Below are 16,998 nucleotides of genomic sequence, written 5' to 3' on the forward strand. Positions count from 1 at the left end.
TTTAACAAATATTTATCTTTAACTCTTAAAATTTGACCATTATATTAAATCAATATTTTTACTTTTCTACTTGCCTCTTTAAATGTTTATAAGCTTTTTCAGTAGCCTTTCTTCCCCTAGGCATCCTTATTATAAATCCTTTTTGAAGAAGATATGGTTCATAAACATCTTGCACTGTATCTAACTCTTCGCCTATAAAATAAGCTAAAGTTTCAAGTCCTACAGGCCCGCCCTTGAAATTATCAACTATTGCCTCTAATATTCTATTGTCTATTCTATCAAAACCTTGTTTATCTATTTCTAGTAATTCTAATGCTTTTTTTGAGGAAGAAAGATCAATTATTCCATCACCTTTTACTTCACAATAATCTCTAACTCTCTTTAGAATTCTATTAGCTATTCTAGGTGTCCCTCTAGACCTTCTTGAAATTTCTGTTGCTGCATCTTCCTTTATTTCAATTCCTAATATTTTAGAAGATCTTATTACTATCTCCTTTAGTTCCTCTTCATCATAAAATTCCATAGGACTTAACACTCCAAACCTGTCTCTAAGAGGTGAAGTTAAAAGTCCTACTCTAGTCGTAGCTCCTATTAGTGTAAACTTAGGCAAATCTAATCTTATAGATTTTGCCGCCGCTCCTTTCCCTATTACTATATCTATAGCATTATCCTCCATAGCAGGATATAGTATCTCCTCCACAGCCCTACTCAATCTATGAATTTCATCAATAAATAAAACATCAAAGTCATTGAGCCCTGTAAGAATCGCTGCTAAATCCCCCGCTCTTTCTATAGCAGGCCCAGAAGTTATCTTTAAATTGCCGCCCATTTCTTTAGCAATTATATTTGCTAAAGTGGTTTTCCCAAGGCCAGGCGGTCCATAAAGAAGAACATGATCTAAAGACTCTCCTCTATTTTTTGCAGCCTCTATAAATATGCTAAGTTTTTCTTTTACTTTTTTTTGTCCTATATATTCATTAAGGCTTTGAGGTCTCAAAGAATATTCAATATCTATATCTTCATTTTTATATGAAGCAGAAACTAGTCTATCCTCCATATACATCCCCTCAATTCATTAAATGTTTTAAACTATTTTTAATTATATCTTCCAAAGAATCATTAACATTAGCAAGTTTAAGCGCAGCTTTTGCCTCTTTTTCTGAAAATCCCAAAGAAATAAGAGCTTGAAGTGCTTCTGCTAAATTCTTTTCTATAGAATCTGATATATTTACTAAGTTTTCTTCATCCAATTGTTCATCTGCAATAGCAATCTTATCTTTTAGTTCTAAAATTATTCTTTGAGCAATTTTTTTGCCTATGCCTGGAGCTTTTGTTAACATTCCATAATCACTAGAAACTATAGATATTTTTAAATTATTAACACTACTTATAGAAAGTAATGAGAGTGCCGCTTTAGCTCCAACTCCATTTATAGTTAACAGAAGATTAAACATTTCTCTTTCTTCTTCTGTTAGGAATCCGTACAATCCAATAAAATCTTCTCTAACTATTTGTTCTATATAAAGCTTTACTTCTTCGCTTTTATTTGGCATCTGTGACATAGTACTTCCTGAAGTATATATTTTATAAGCAATATTATTGTTTTCAATTATTATGTACTCTTTTTTTATACCAACATATTTACCTTTCATATATTCATACAAAGTTTATTCCTCCAAAGCTCATTTTTGTTAGACTCTGTTTTTTTTTAATATTGTTTAAAATTATAAACACTCAATGATTTTTTAAAATATTTTCTACTTTTTAATCATATAATACTTTACCATTTAAATCTAAAATTATCAAGAATACATTATCTTCAGTAGTATGTCCCAATCCCATACATCTTAGAATAAAGTATTGTTAGAACCATACACCAAAAGTATGTTAAAAAAAATATGAAATGCTTTATTCTGGCATTTCATATTTTATATCAAAATCTTTTATGCTATCATTTAATTCTACATTGCTTTTATACTGTATAGATTTATCACCTTTTACAATGTTTTTTATATCTTCTGGTCTTAAACTTTGCAATTTAGTTCCTGTTCCCTGTCTTTCTATTATATTGCCTTTCTCGTCAAATATACTTCCTTTTTCATTAGCATGAGCTATTACTATTTCGTTATTTTCAGTCATTAAAACATATGCCTTAGGATTATAAACTAAAGGCTTTCTTATCATTTGAACAGTTTCGTTATTAATGTCTTTAAGAATATATCCTTCATCTTTATATTTTTGTTCTAGTTCATTTCCTTTTTTACCTACTATACCTTCATCAGAAGCTTTTTTTCTTCTTTCTACTATATATTTGCTTCCATTATTTGAATCACACTGCATTTGAAAAACAACTTCAGCATTTTCAGAAACTACTTTATTTAAAGCCTTGTCACTGACTGTCTTAGGCACATTAACATCCATACTTGACTCGTAACTATTATTATTTATATTTTTTTCAGCTTTACTTAATCCTATAGTATATCCTAATAAAAAAGTAAAACATATCAAACAAATAATTTCTATTGCATATATTTTCTTTTTTTCCATAATATCACTCCTTTGTCCTTTATCGATATTATGGTCAAGTATTTATTTATTTATTCACTTTATAACTATTTTTTCCTTTGCATTTGTCAGAAAAAGGTTGTTGACGTTTTATTCATCAACAACCTTATATATATTCCAACTTATCTTAGTAATTTAATTTTAGTAATGGTAAATTATACACTCTTTCTATACTATCTTGCTTATTAACAAGATAGCATAATACTTCACTTTCTTTTCTATCATTAAATATTCCTAAAACATTAGAATAAAAAACTCTTCCTATTAATATAGTTGGATTTTTAGTTTGAAGTCTAACCCCACAGCCATTTGCAAATTTTTTAGCTATTTCTTTATCTGTAGTCCAACTCATTCCGTACCAACCCTCATTTAATTCATGTGCTCCCCTATAAACTTTTATAAATCCTTCATCATCTATAATTAATTTATTTTGTACTTCCAATTCTATATCAACATTTGCTAATTTAATCCATTTCTTAATACTATCTCTGTCAAATTCTGAATGATATGAGTCTATACTATCCCACCATTTATAAAACACATAATATTTTAATTCTTCTGGACACATACTAGTCTTTTCCAATAATTCATATAATAACTTTCCTCTACTCCATGAATCTGCCAATACAAGTTTATCATCTATTTTTTTTAATATATCCTTATATCTATCTTTCATTTTATTTTTATATTCTTCTAATGATAATTTAATCATTTCATGATCCTCCATTATCTATATATCACAAAATTCATCATACCCTATACTAATTTTTATTTAGTTTTTATGATCAAGCATAAAAATATACTTTAATTATTGAAATGTGTTTTTATCAATATCAAAAATATATAAATTCTTTTGTTAAAATTTTTTCATCTTAAATTAATTTAACACCATTATTATATTTTTTATCTTCTTATTTTGTTAACTTTTTTCTCTTTCCTAAATTATCTTTAGATTTATGGTTATGTTTTAAAAGAGGTTTTATTGTTTAACTTTTTTAAAACTTACTTTAATATTTCTAAGACTATGTTTTAAATTATTGAGTTCATTATAATAAAAATTTACGATTCTCATTTAGTTTATAGAATTTAGTGTTAAGAAATTTCATTGTTTGAGTTATTTCAGTTATGAAATTTTAGCAATATTACTTAAACTAAATTTAGAATTACTTTTGAAATTATACGGAACCAACAATTTATTAAAATATAACCAAACTTATTTATATGTAATATCGAATTTTTTTATTAAATCTGTAATCATATAAGAAACCACTTTCAATATAAATATTTATATTGAAAGTGGTTAAATTTAAGTATAACAATATTTTAAAGTTTTTCTTATTAAATTCTAAATTCTCTTTTTTCATATCTACATTTAATATAATTCTTTATAAAACATAATCCTGAAGTTTATCCAATTAAACAAGCACAAATTATCTATTGTATTAATTCTCATTATTTTCATCTTCTAAGTTATCCCATTTAATATTAATTGCTTTCTTGTACTCTCCAAAATCCGCTATTTTAGTTAAAAATCCTAATTTTTCAAGTTCTTTAGCTACATTTTCTATAACATTACATTCTTCTATATTGTTACATAGATAACTTGTAGAATAGTCACCTTTTCCAGCCATCATTTCTACAGTTTCTAGTATTTTTTTTAGTGCTTTTTCCGTTTCTTTTTTTATATCTATTAATTCCTCATTCTTTTTATCTGCTAACTCTTTCATTTTTTCCGCTGTTTTATATTCAGATTCTTCTTTTTTATTCTGTTTTGAATCTGTATTTTCATCAGTCATAATTATAATTTTATCATAGCTAAATTCATCTTTAAACTTTTGATAAGCTGTATTAAATAACTCTAAATACCGCTCCTCAATTATGGCTTTTTCAAATTCATTTTCAACTGGAATTACAATATTGTTTTCTTGTACATAAGCATTTTCTACATATTTACACCATGTATTGTACGATGTTTCGGGAATTTTATCTTTTATTAAGTCAGTGACTTCAACATTTATTTCTTTAATATTCATACTTACTTTCCTCCTAATTACCTTTAAAAGATAATTTTAACATTTAGCAGTTTTTAAAAAAGCAATAGAAAGTTTTATTATTAATATATCCTATGATTAAGCAATTTATTAAATTTTATTTACAAAACAAAAACACCTTTTGTAAAAGTATAATATACTTTTACAAAAGGTGGTTATATTGCTTAACAATTTGTTATGGTCTTTGTTAAGTATTTTTTTAACTCTTAAATTTTTGAGATTAAAAAGTTTTTACCTAGTCCTAAACCCTTTAACCTTCCCATCCTTCTGGGAACTCGGCATTGTGGTAAACATCTTGAACGTCATCATCATCTTCAAGCATATCTATAAGCTTTTGAACTTTTGGAGCTGTTTCCATATCTAAAGAAGTCATCATATCTGGTATCATAGTAACTTCTGCTTGTGCAAACTCATAACCTGCTTTTTCTAACTCTTCACGTACAGTTGAAAACTCAGCAGGGTCAGTTATGATTTCAAATACTTCATCTTCTGTATTGAAATCTTCTGCTCCAGCCTCTAATGCAATCATCATTAATTCATCTTCATCAATACTATCTGTTTTTTCTATAACTATTTCACCTTTTTTCTGGAACATGTATGAAACACAACCTGTTGCACCAAGATTTCCGCCGTACTTATCAAATAAGTGTCTAACACTTGCTGCACTTCTATTTCTATTATCTGTAAGAGTTTTTACCATTACAGCTACTCCAGCAGGTGCATATCCTTCATATACTATCTCTTCATAGCTAATTCCTTCAAGTTCACCTGCACCTTTTTTTATTGCTCTATCAATAGTATCATTTGGCATATTTGCAGCTCTTGCCTTTGCAACAACATCTCTAAGCTTAGCATTTGAATCTAAGTTAGAGCCACCTTCTCTAGATGCAATCATAAGTTCTCTTCCTATTTTTGTAAATATCTTTCCTCTTTTAGCATCTACCTTACCTTTTTTAGCTTGTATATTATGCCATTTAGAATGTCCTGACATAAACAAATTCCCCCTAACTCTTTCGTATATTAACTATTGAAACTAGGCCGCTCTATAATCTATGTTAATAAATAAATTATTTAACAGCTTAAATATGTAAAAATTTATTTTAAAAATATACTGTTTAGTTTTCTATGCTTTAAATAACTGCCGATAACAAATAAAAATCAACATCTTCTTAAAACACAGCATTTAACTTAAAAACCGATTAATATTATAACACATAAGAATATTTCATTTCAAATCGTTTGTTAAATCTCCTCTTCAAATAACCTAGTTTCTAATTTAAAATAAAATTTCTTATCATCTAATTTAAATTCACACTTTCCTGCTGTTATTTCTACTATTTTGGACTTTATATTTTCTATATTATCTACTGGAGATAATATTTTTAAACATACCTTATCAGTATACTCTGTATCCTCAATATACCACTCATTTTGACTACATACATATTGTACTTTTCCAAGTAAATCATAGTCTATTTTAATATGTATTTGGCATCCTTCAACCTTTTCAACTACACCAGCCTCATCTATGGCAGTAGAAGCCCCTTTAGAATAGGCTCTAACAAGTCCTCCAGTTCCAAGAAGTATTCCTCCAAAATATCTAGTAACAACAAGTACTACATCAGTTATACCTTTTTTCTTTATTACATCTAACATAGGTACTCCTGCTGTTCCCTGAGGTTCTCCATCATCAGTATAACGTTGAATTCCCATGTTTTCGCCAATTACATAAGCGTATACGTTGTGTGTAGCTTCCCTGTGCTCAGCTTTTATTTTATCTATAAACTCTCTAGCTTCACTTTCTGTATATACCCTTTTTGCATGTCCAATAAATGTAGACTTTCTTTCCTCAAATTCAGAAACAGCTTCACTTTTTATTGTGAAATAACTCATACTAAACCACCCCGTTCAAAAAATTTTCTGCAGCTTCTCTTACATATTTCTTATCAGTGTTATTTTTTATATACTCTATTTTTTCTTTAGCATTTACACTTTCTATCTTTCCTAAAGCTTTTATAGCATAAGTAATCACCTGAGGATTTTGATCATCTAATGCTCTAATTAACGCAATTTCACACTTATTGTCTTGTATTTTCCCCATAGCTGATATTGCCATTCTTCTTACATTTGTAGCCTTATGTACAGAAGCCTTCATCAAAATATCCATACATTCTATTTCTCTTAACTCTCCTAAAATCCAAACAGCCGCTTCTTTTTCTTTAGGATACATTTCCACATAGTTGTCTCTTATAAATTGCACCAATTTTTTTGCACTATCTTTATCCAGAGATTTAAGCACAGACAATTTATCTTGTTTTCCCGCTTTAGATATAGACTCAAAAAACTCTTCTGTATTTTTACTTTTAGTTAAAAATCTATATTTTATTTTCCCCTCAATTATATGACTTTGGGCAGTTATCCTGTCAATTTTTCTAATCTTACATATGCTATCTATACTTTTACCCTCTACAAATAAAAAATAGGTAATTTCCTCATCAGTATACTTTTCTATATCATTCCAGTCAAACTCCACAAGACCTTTTTTCATACCTACTCTCCTATTTATTTAAGAAGTTTATTTATCCGATGTCTAGTCATTCTAATATTTCTACCTTTTTAAAGTAGAAATAAATAATCACACGACCCTGGATAACGGTTTCTAAGAAGTAAAACTCCTAAGAACCCTGTTTATCCGATGTCTAGTCATTCTAATATTCCTACTTTTTTAAAGTAGAAATAAATAATGACACAACCCTGGATAACGGTTTCTAAGAAGTAAAACTCCTAAGAATCCTGTTTATTATATTTAATCCTTTTTCTATATCATTGACATTAGTTTGAGAAAAACCTAATCTAAAATATTTTTCACCATCAAAATTATTTTTATAAAATAAAACCCCTGGGGTTATAATTACCTTCTCTTTTTTACACTTATAAAAAAGTTCTAAACAATCAACATTAATTTTATCGCTTATCTTCAAATAAAAATGAAGCCCTCCACCAGGCATATTAACCTCTACCTTGTCTTTTAATATTTCTTCAATATAATTTTTCATTAAATTATATCTTTCTTTGTAAGCTTCATTTAAATTTTTCATATGATCTTTCCAATATCCCTCTTTAATATATAAATCCAATGCTCTTTGCATAAGGCTGGATGTTGTTATATCAGTATTAATTTTAGAACTCTGTATTCTATCTTTAAATTTATACGGAGAAACTAAATATCCAAGTCTTATACCTGGTAGAAATATTTTAGAAAAACTCTTAACATATATAACTCTATCATTTGTATCCAAACTTTTAAAGCTTTTATATTCCATATCCTTATCAAAAATCAATTCAGATAAATAGTCATCTTCTAAAATATAAAAATCATATTCTTCTGCTAAATTTAAAATTTCTCTCTTTTTCTGCATACTATATGTGCTTCCAGTAGGATTTTGAAAATAACTCATGATATAAAAACAATTTATTTTATTTTTCTTTAATATTTTTTTAAACGCACCTATATCTATACCATCTCTAAGCATATCTATCTCAAAAATATTTGCACGTCTTCCTTTAAATACATTTAGAGCTCCACTATAGGTAGGCTTTTCTATAGCAATATTGTCATTAACATTTATCAGTGCCTTAGCAACTATATCTATTCCTTGCTGAGCTCCAGAAACTATCATTATATTATCAGTATCTATCCTCTTATCCCAAAAATGATTATTTATACTTTTTCTAAGTCCCTCATAACCAAAAGCACTTTGATAAACAAAAGCTTCGGCACCATCTCTATCTAACACATCATTTAAAACCTTTTTAAAAGTTTCAACAGGGAAAAATTCACTGCAGGTAGTTTCTCCTGAAAAGTCAATGTACCCCTTTAAAGATTCCCCGCTAACTTTTTTATATATATTAGAATATTGCTTAAGGAAGTTTTTTCTCTCTTCTTTCCCTTTAGCATAAGTACCACTTCCCATTTTTTGCAATGCATAACCTTTTTGTTGAAGCAATTTATATGCACTTACAATAGTAACTGTATTAACATCCAGGAATTTTGCTAATGTTCTTATGGCTGGAAGTCTTTCTCCGTCCTTTACTTTTTTTTCGTTTATCAATTTTTCGATGTGCTTTGATATTTGCAAATATTTTGGCATCTCTTCATCCAAATTCAAAAGGTACTTCTCCATATAATCACATCCTCATCCAACTATTCTACTAGATACTAGATACTAGATACTAGATACTAGATACTAGATGGATTTTAGGTTTCGTAAACCTTTTGGTCAAGCCCTTAGACTTTCTTCTTTTTAATCTCTATTCCTCAGATACCTTATTTAAAAACTTTGGTGACTATCTTAATTTATTTCAAAGTTTTCTGATATCTGAAAAGAAATCTCCTATTCTAAAATCTAGTATCTATCACCTATACTCTATTTTTAAATAAAATATACCTTCTCTTTAAATAATGTGCTATCATTCTTGTCTTTAAATTCTCTAATATCTCTTTTTATTATCTTTTTTTCCCACAATTTATTTAATATCGACTCAAAATCTATTTTATAATTTTTGAAGAACTCATCTGTTTTTATATCCTCTGAACTTAACAAACAATCTTTTTTATTCATGTATTCTAATAATAAACTTGTGTACTTTTTAAAATTTAATTCTATATTTTCATGTAAATAATCTAATATTTTCTGTATAGACATTTCTATATTAGATTTATTAAAAAATAAATCATCTACTAATTCCTTGAATTTATCATCTAAATTCATAGCAACAACTATTATATCTTTGCTTATCATGTGTCCAAAAGAATTGACATACAGCTTGGAAAAGTCTTCAATGCATTTTACAGCTTCACTATATGCCATATATAAATTGCTTACATTTAAATATTTTTCACAAACACTCATATTTTTAAGTAACTCCCCAAGATAAACCATATTCCATTTTTCTCTTTCACTATCTGGATAATATCTTCCTATATCATATTTAGCAGTAACTTCTTCATCTTTAGAAAACACCAATTTAGAAGAAGCAAAAATTCTATGTATAAAACCACCTATTAAGTCTTTTCCATTAATATTAAGGAAACGTTCTTTGCTCATTAATTTTACGTGCACAGGTACTTCATCCTCTTGTGTATATATGTTTCTCATTCCTTCAAAATTATCTTTTGAAATAACAAACAAATCAATATCTGATTCTTTCCACAAATCTCCTGTTATTATGCTACCAAAAACCATAACTGCAAGAATAGAGTCATTACTTTTCATCTTTTTCACTACATTATTAAAAGCACGTTGATATTTTGCAATAGTACTCTGCATTAAAACTCCCCCTATTTCATATATTTTTGATATTTTTCCAAACTCTAAGCTTCTATTGCTTATCAGAAACATTTTTTCTATTAAGCTTACAAAAACTTATTTATAAATGTAGTTCTTCTCTACTTCACCCTAAATAAAATGAGAGAACCCAAATCATAGATTTGGGATAGAGTCTCTTCTTTAGTCGTTTATATTATGGTTTAGTTTAAAGATCACTTGTTTAATAATTACACTATTACTTTCTTTATATATTTTTTCTCAAAAGCCCCACAATTTTCACATTTATATATATGGACACAAGAGTCTTCTAAATCATTTATTGGATCATCCGCGCTATAATCATCAAAATACTCTTGTTGTCTTCCTTTATCTACCATATCACCTTTACATTTGCCGCATATGAGTTTTATTTCTCTGATTTTATTACAAATAGGACATATCTTTTTTTCCATACAAAACACCCCAAATTTATTTTTTAAAATCGCATTTATATATATTAAGCATCATATCTATTTCTTTATTTAATACTTTTAAAACATCTTCTGATGTATCACTTAAATTATAAATTAAGTTTAATAAATCCTTCACTTCTGAAAATTTTGTAAAATTATTACTATATATATTGAATACTGCTAGAGCAAATCTTTCTGTTGAAAGGGACAAAACTTCTAAAGTTCTAAGTAACGGCTCTATATCATTCGTAAAAAAAGTTTTTTTTGCTGGATCTAATCTTAGTTTTGTAATTTCTTCCCTAATTGTATTTATCTCTATTAGTTTTTTACTTAAACAGGTGAGTTCATCATCTATACATCCAGAATCACTAGTGGCTTCTTGCGCTTGCTTACTATCTTTTATTTTTTTTTCATTAGCTTTTATTTTTTCTTCCGCATCTTTTTTGCATTTTATATAGTCATCCTGTATTTGTTCAATAATCTCATTACCACTTTTATTTAAAATATCTCTATTATCTTTATCATTACTCATATTTACTCCTATTGGCCTTACATTACTTAATGACTCTATTTTAGTAGTCTTCAGTTAAAATATATTTTTGGCATCTATTATAAACCTCTTGGTCTACCATAGCTTCTATATATGTGCCATCTTCCTTATATTCCTCTTCTAAAACATTTGCTCCTCTATGAAGTAATGCAACAATACCTTGTTCAGTATAAGGTATTAAATATTCCATTCTTTTTAAAGGATTAGGAAGAGAATTTGAAATTTTGTCAAAAAGTAAATTTAAGTTTATTTCCTGCTTTGCCGAAATCTCTATAGGATTTAATTTATTGTATTTTTCTCTTAATGCTTCTAAATATTTTTCATCAGACTTATCAACCTTATTTAATACTAAAATTACTGGTTTATCTCCTACTCCTAGTTCTCTTAATACTTCATTTACAGCTTCTATCTGTTTATTTGCTGTATCACTTGAAGAATCTACTATATGTAAAAGCAGTTCAGAATTTATAACCTCCTCTAATGTTGACTTAAACGCTTCAACCAAATCATGAGGTAATTTTCGTACAAATCCTACTGTATCTGTTAGAGTTACTAATCTATTATCTCTTAGCATCAATGCTCTTGTAGTAACATCTAAAGTAGCAAATAACATATCAGCTTCAAAGACCTTTTCTTTTTCAGCTATCTCCTTAGGAGAAGCTATTTCGCATAACTTATTTCTTAAAGTAGATTTCCCCGCATTAGTATAACCTACAAGAGATATCTTAGGTATATTTTCTCTACTCCTCTTTTCCCTTTGGACTTCTCTAACTTTTTTAATTTTCTTAAGTTGTACTGTCAAATCATGAATCCTATCTCTTATATGTCTTTTATCCATCTCAAGCTTTTTCTCTCCTGGACCCTTAGTTCCTATTCCTCCTCCAGTTCTTGAAAGAAGTACACCTAATCCCGTAAGTCTTGGAAGTCTGTATTTAAGCTGAGCTAATTCTACTTGTATTTTTGCTTCTTTACTTCTTGCCCTTCTTGCAAATATTTCTAATATTAAAGTTGTTCTATCAATTATTTTTACTCCTATTAAGCTTTCTAAATTTCTGATTTGAGAAGCTGTTAATTCATCATCAAATATTATTACATTTGCATTTAATGCCTGCCTTAACATAGAAATTTCATTTGCCTTTCCTTCTCCTATAAAAAACGCAGTATCTCCCTTATCTCTTTTTTGAAGAACCTTATCTAAAGTAATTACATCACAAGCTTTTGCCAATTCTTCTAATTCATCCAAACTTTCTTCGTTTTCTATTCCTATTAATATAGCCTTTTCCCTATTATCTTCTTCAACTTCATTAAATTTTATGTTCTCTTCTGAAATATTTATAATATCTAATACATCTACATTCAAAGCATCTTTTTTACTCAATGGTCCCATTATTTCTGCTTTTAGTTTATTATTTTCTATTCCACAAAATCCCAATGTTACACCTGTACATTCCCCATTTTCAACACCTATAGCAGCTATAAAATCAAGTTTTAGCTTGATAAGAGCAGAAATATCTAAATTTGACAACATAGAATTTCCATTAGGATGAGTATGAATAATTCTTACCCCTGATAATTTTCTTTCACGTATATTTATTAAAGGCATTTCAACTGCACTACTATCTCCTATAGAAATATCTACTACATTTCCTCTTCTATCTATAGCTACACTTACTTCCTTATTTATCTCTTCTGTAATCTCACAAATTATGTTTATTAATTCTTCTTGGAAAAAACTATATTTATCTATTTTGCATTCATATATATCTTCTAACCTATTTATAATAGATTTTCTTATTCCTTCTGTATTTCCTGTTATCATATGAGCACCTCATTTCACTTTGCCAGTTTATTTTTGTTAAATTTGTGTGTTTATTTCCTTATACTTGACAACTTTCATATAATTTTATACTATAAAATCAATGTTGTAAATATCTATGGTATGGAGGAATACAATGGAAAATAAAAAAAGAAACATTCTTATAAGCGAAGAACAAATTCAAAAAAGGATAATCGAACTTGGAGAAAAAATCTCAACTGATTATCAAGACAAAAATCTTTATGTTCTTTCATTGCTTAGAGGAAGCTTTATATATGCCGCTGATTTAGTTAGACACATAACCGTACCTACTAAAATCGGTTTTATGACAACTTCAAGTTATGGTCATAATGAAACTTCTTGTGGCAACGTAAAAATAGTAAACGATATTCCTGATAATATTGAAGGATTTGATGTACTTGTAGTAGATGATATTGTTGATACAGGAATAACAATGAAATTTGTAATGAACCATATAAAATCATTAGGCGCTAGAGATGTTAAAAGTTGCGTACTTTTAGACAAACCTGAAAGAAGAAAAGTGGATATAACACCTAATTACTGTTGTTTTGAAATACCTGATGTATTTGTTGTTGGTTATGGATTAAATTACGGAGATTACTATAGAAATGTTCCTTATGTTTTTAATTGGGAAGATTAATATTTATTTAAATTACTATGCTAAAAAGCATAGTAATTTTTTAATTACTTGGGATTTTTACTCCCTTATCATCAAATTGTAAAGCAGTATCTGGAACTTTTCCTACAATAATAGTCTCTGCTATAGGCACTTCATTATTTATTTCTACAATATTACTACTTAACGCAAGCATAACTTTTACTTTAGTATTAACTCTAACATAAATTTTATGTCTTGTCTGATTAATTCCTGCACTTTCAAAAACTGATATATATTTGGCTTCCACATACCCTACAGGATTAATTTTTATATTAATATTAGGTCCAATACTAGATATTATGTTATTTTTAAATACATAAGAAAATGGAAGACTTATGCCTTTTTCACCAACTTCTTTTAATTGCTTACTAGCTTTTAACGCTACTTCACAAGCAATCATATTCATCTTTAGTGTATCTGCTTTTAAAAGAATAATATTTCCTTCTGAATCTTTTTCATACTTTATTATATCATCATAATTAAAGTTTTTTACATATTCATCAACTATACACTTATTTATTATTTCTATCGCCATAGCCTTTGCCTCTGTATCTGCTATTTCGGTTATTGAAGGAGTTAGTGTCTTATTAAAAATATATAACAAAATACTTACACTGATTATTATTAATAATACAATTCCTAATATTTTTACTTTTCTATATTTAATACTATTTCCTCCTTTATGCTTTATTATATATTATATTTACTTTGTTCTTAATAAATGAACAACAGAATAAATTATATTGGTATTCTATTATCCACTAAAATAATTATCAAAAAATATTATTCATTTTTCTAATATAATGAACTAAGAATTAATGTTCTGTATTAGCCCTGTATTAATATTATCAAATTTTAAAAAATAGTGTATAATTTCATTATATGCTATAATATTTTAAACTACGTAAGCATAAGGAGGATTATTAATGACTGAAAATAAAGAGGGCCGAACCCAAAGTAAAAATAAAAATAAAAAACCCCAAAAGAAAAAATTTAAAGTTCTAAAAGTTATACTAACAACTATTTTAGTTTTATTTATATTTTTCACAGTAGCTATTGGTGGTATGGCTCTTGCAATGATAAAAACTGCTCCTGAATTAAATATCAATCAAATTGTAGCAGCTAATCAACCTTCAGTAATTTATGATGACAAAGAAAAGCCCATGGATACTATAATCACGGATAAAAAAAGGGTATTAATAAAATATAATCAAATGCCTAAAAACTTAACACATGCTTTTGTCAGCATAGAGGATGAAAGATTTTTTGAACATAATGGGATAGACATTAAAAGAATCGCTGGAATTCTCTTTATTGATTTTAAAAACTTAATTAGTGGTAAAAAAGATTTTCAAGGTGGTTCTACTATAACTCAACAACTGTTAAAAAATACCATATTCGATACAGATACAAAAAATTTAGACTCAACATCTATATTTAAGAGAAAATTGACAAGAAAAATTCAAGAATGGTACTTAGCTCCTAAACTAGAGAAAATGATTGGTAAAGAAGCAGTTTTGGAATCATACTTAAATACTATTTATCTAGGTGGAAGAGCTATTGGTGTTGAAGCTGCTGCACAACAATATTTTAATTGTTCCGCTAAAGATTTATCTTTGGTACAATGTGCTTTTTTAGCGGGTCTTACACAAAGTCCTTCTGTTTATTACCCATATTCTAAGACATCAAAGAAAGATCCATCTAAGTATAAAAATAGGACAAAAACTGTGCTTTCAAAAATGAAAGAAAATGGTTTTATATCTGAAGGAGAATATAAAAAAGCTATTGATGAACTTGACATTCCTAGCGAAAAGCTAACAGCAGATAGCTCTGCTGCAACATTAGGTAATTCTGTTGTTGGTAAAGCTACTATTTCTAGTGATAAATATAATTTCGAATGGTTTTCTAGACCTGTTGTTAATGAAGTGAGAAAAGATTTAAAAGAAAAATATCAGTATACTGATGAAGAAATTGAAAATTTATTAGTTCACGGAAATCTTAAAATTTATAGTACTATGGACAAAGATTTACAACTTTCTACGCAAAAAATTATAGATGAAGATAATCTTAGAGTATCATCAGGCAAGGATTCAAAAGGAATAGTAGAGCCTCAAATGTCTGCAGTATTAGTTGATTATCGTAATGGAGCTGTAAAAGTTATGGTTGGAGGACGTGGAGAACAGCCAGCTATGTCTTATAACAGAGCTTACGATGCTCGTGTTCCTGCTGGTTCAAGTATAAAACCTTTAACTGTATATTCACCTGCAATTGACACAAAAATATTTACTGCAGCTACCGTATTGGAAGACTCACCCCTACCAGCAGAAATGGGTAAAAAATACAATGGTGGCAGACCATGGAATCCTAAAAATGCCTCATATAGATATAGTGGATATCTTAATATGAGAAATGCTGTAAAAAACTCAGTGAACCTTTATTCTATAAAGACAGTGGATAAAATAGGACTTCAGGTTTCATCAACTTACGGAGAAAAATTTGGTCTTTCTTTAAATGCAACAGATAAAAATAGCATAGCAGCTTTAGCTTTAGGAGAGTTAAACTCCGGTACTAATACTTACACTATGGCAAATGCTTATGGAGTATTTGGTAATAATGGATTGTATACAAAACCTAAACTTTATACTAAAGTTGTTGATAAAACAGGCAAAGTTATACTTGAACCTAAGATAGAAACCAAAAATATATTAACTCCTCAAGCAGCATACATAATGTATGATATGTTAAAAGAACCTATACGAGGAGGTACTGCAACTAGATTAAAATCAAGTTATAATAGTGAAATACCTATAGCTGGTAAAACTGGTTCAACAACCAACTTTAAAAACCTTTGGTTCTGTGGTCTTACACCTTATTATTCAGGTGCTATTTGGATTGAAAATAAAAATGCTCAAAAAATATATAGTAGTGATGCTGCTTATATTTTTGGTAAAATAATGAATCAAGCTGTTAAAAATTTACCAGTTAAAGATATTGCTATGCCTTCTGGAATTACAAGTGCTTCAGTAGACAGAGTATCTGGATTATTACCTACTGAATTGTCATATCAAGATCCTAGAGGAAGCATGGTATATTCAGAGTTATTTATAAATGGAACTGTACCTACAGAATATGACAATATACATGTAAGTGCAGATATAAATAAAATAACTGGTAAGCTTGCATCAGATTTAACTCCTTCTGCACTTAGGGTCTCTAGAGTATTTATAAAAAGAAATTATAGTCCAAGTGTTTATTTAGAAGATCAACCTTATGTATTACCTAGTCGACTTGATGATTATTCACCGCAACCACCAACGCCTACACCAACACCGACGCCTAATACCCCTACAGATAATGGTGAGGCAGGCAATAACAATAATAATCAAGATAATAATACCGAAAATAATGATCAAGGTAATAATGGTAATGGTAATAACAACAATACAGATAATAACAATAACGGTAATACAGAAAATCCGGATACTACTAATCCTGGTAACAATACTCCTAACACCGATACAGGAAACTCTCAAAATTCTAGGCGTATTAGATAAT

At 28.2% G+C, this 16,998-nt stretch carries 16 protein-coding genes; 2 read left to right on the plus strand and 14 right to left on the minus strand.

The features are described from left to right. Nucleotides 1-58 precede the first annotated feature (58 nt). The 13 genes from ruvB to hflX form a co-directional block, all read right to left on the minus strand. Nucleotides 59-1,057: a Holliday junction branch migration DNA helicase RuvB gene (gene ruvB / locus OW729_RS08210; protein WP_268061006.1), complete on the minus strand. Its 999-nt coding sequence runs from the start codon at nt 1,055-1,057 to the stop codon at nt 59-61. 10 nt (nt 1,058-1,067) lie between these two features. Further along, nucleotides 1,068-1,664 carry a Holliday junction branch migration protein RuvA gene (ruvA, locus tag OW729_RS08215; protein ID WP_268061007.1) on the minus strand — a complete coding sequence of 199 codons (597 nt, stop codon included), beginning with the start codon at nt 1,662-1,664 and terminating at the stop codon, nt 1,068-1,070. A 244-nt stretch (nt 1,665-1,908) separates the two neighbouring features. Then, nucleotides 1,909-2,547, minus strand: a complete 639-nt coding sequence (locus tag OW729_RS08220) for a hypothetical protein (protein ID WP_268061008.1) — start codon at nt 2,545-2,547, stop codon at nt 1,909-1,911. Nucleotides 2,548-2,692: 145 nt separating this feature from the next. Beyond that, nucleotides 2,693-3,277 (minus strand): hypothetical protein, encoded by a 585-nt coding sequence (locus OW729_RS08225; RefSeq protein WP_268061009.1) that lies wholly within the window; start codon nt 3,275-3,277, stop codon nt 2,693-2,695. Nucleotides 3,278-4,007: 730 nt separating this feature from the next. Then, entirely contained in the window at nt 4,008-4,598 is a 591-nt protein-coding gene (locus OW729_RS08230) for a DnaA N-terminal domain-containing protein (RefSeq protein ID WP_268061010.1), read from the minus strand. Nucleotides 4,599-4,866: 268 nt separating this feature from the next. After that, the gene (locus tag OW729_RS08235; protein WP_268061011.1) at nt 4,867-5,607 is read right to left on the minus strand and encodes a YebC/PmpR family DNA-binding transcriptional regulator; all 741 of its coding nucleotides are present in this window, start codon (nt 5,605-5,607) and stop codon (nt 4,867-4,869) included. A gap of 251 nt (nt 5,608-5,858) precedes the next feature. Beyond that, nucleotides 5,859-6,509 carry a YigZ family protein gene (locus OW729_RS08240; RefSeq protein WP_268061012.1) on the minus strand — a complete coding sequence of 217 codons (651 nt, stop codon included), beginning with the start codon at nt 6,507-6,509 and terminating at the stop codon, nt 5,859-5,861. Nucleotide 6,510: 1 nt separating this feature from the next. Then, complete coding sequence (locus OW729_RS08245) at nt 6,511-7,164, minus strand: HEAT repeat domain-containing protein (protein WP_268061013.1); 654 nt, start codon at nt 7,162-7,164, stop codon at nt 6,511-6,513. 220 nt (nt 7,165-7,384) lie between these two features. Further along, nucleotides 7,385-8,800, minus strand: a complete 1,416-nt coding sequence (gene pdxR, locus OW729_RS08250) for a MocR-like pyridoxine biosynthesis transcription factor PdxR (protein WP_268061014.1) — start codon at nt 8,798-8,800, stop codon at nt 7,385-7,387. Between the two features lie 249 nt (nt 8,801-9,049). Continuing rightward, a complete protein-coding gene (locus tag OW729_RS08255) occupies nt 9,050-9,946 on the minus strand; it encodes a nucleotidyltransferase domain-containing protein (RefSeq protein WP_268061015.1) in 897 nt (298 codons plus the stop codon). Nucleotides 9,947-10,173: 227 nt separating this feature from the next. Further along, nucleotides 10,174-10,398, minus strand: a complete 225-nt coding sequence (locus tag OW729_RS08260; protein ID WP_268061016.1) for a hypothetical protein — start codon at nt 10,396-10,398, stop codon at nt 10,174-10,176. A 16-nt stretch (nt 10,399-10,414) separates the two neighbouring features. Next, nucleotides 10,415-10,930, minus strand: coding sequence for a Sec1 family protein (locus tag OW729_RS08265; protein WP_268061017.1), 516 nt, complete (start codon nt 10,928-10,930; stop codon nt 10,415-10,417). Between the two features lie 40 nt (nt 10,931-10,970). Continuing rightward, nucleotides 10,971-12,767: a GTPase HflX gene (gene hflX, locus OW729_RS08270; protein WP_268061018.1), complete on the minus strand. Its 1,797-nt coding sequence runs from the start codon at nt 12,765-12,767 to the stop codon at nt 10,971-10,973. A 133-nt stretch (nt 12,768-12,900) separates the two neighbouring features. Here hflX and hpt point away from each other — a divergent pair, with 133 nt between their 5' ends. Next, nucleotides 12,901-13,425, plus strand: a complete 525-nt coding sequence (gene hpt / locus OW729_RS08275; protein ID WP_268061019.1) for a hypoxanthine phosphoribosyltransferase — start codon at nt 12,901-12,903, stop codon at nt 13,423-13,425. Between the two features lie 40 nt (nt 13,426-13,465). Here hpt and yunB read toward each other — a convergent pair whose 3' ends face one another. Continuing rightward, on the minus strand, nt 13,466-14,137 hold the full coding sequence (gene yunB, locus OW729_RS08280) for a sporulation protein YunB (protein ID WP_326498368.1): 672 nt from the start codon (nt 14,135-14,137) through the stop codon (nt 13,466-13,468). A 232-nt stretch (nt 14,138-14,369) separates the two neighbouring features. Here yunB and OW729_RS08285 point away from each other — a divergent pair, with 232 nt between their 5' ends. Continuing rightward, nucleotides 14,370-16,997 (plus strand): transglycosylase domain-containing protein, encoded by a 2,628-nt coding sequence (locus tag OW729_RS08285; RefSeq protein ID WP_268061020.1) that lies wholly within the window; start codon nt 14,370-14,372, stop codon nt 16,995-16,997. Nucleotide 16,998 lies beyond the last annotated feature (1 nt).

This window comes from Clostridium brassicae (assembly GCF_026738875.1).
Lineage (GTDB): Bacteria > Bacillota > Clostridia > Clostridiales > Clostridiaceae > Clostridium_H > Clostridium_H brassicae.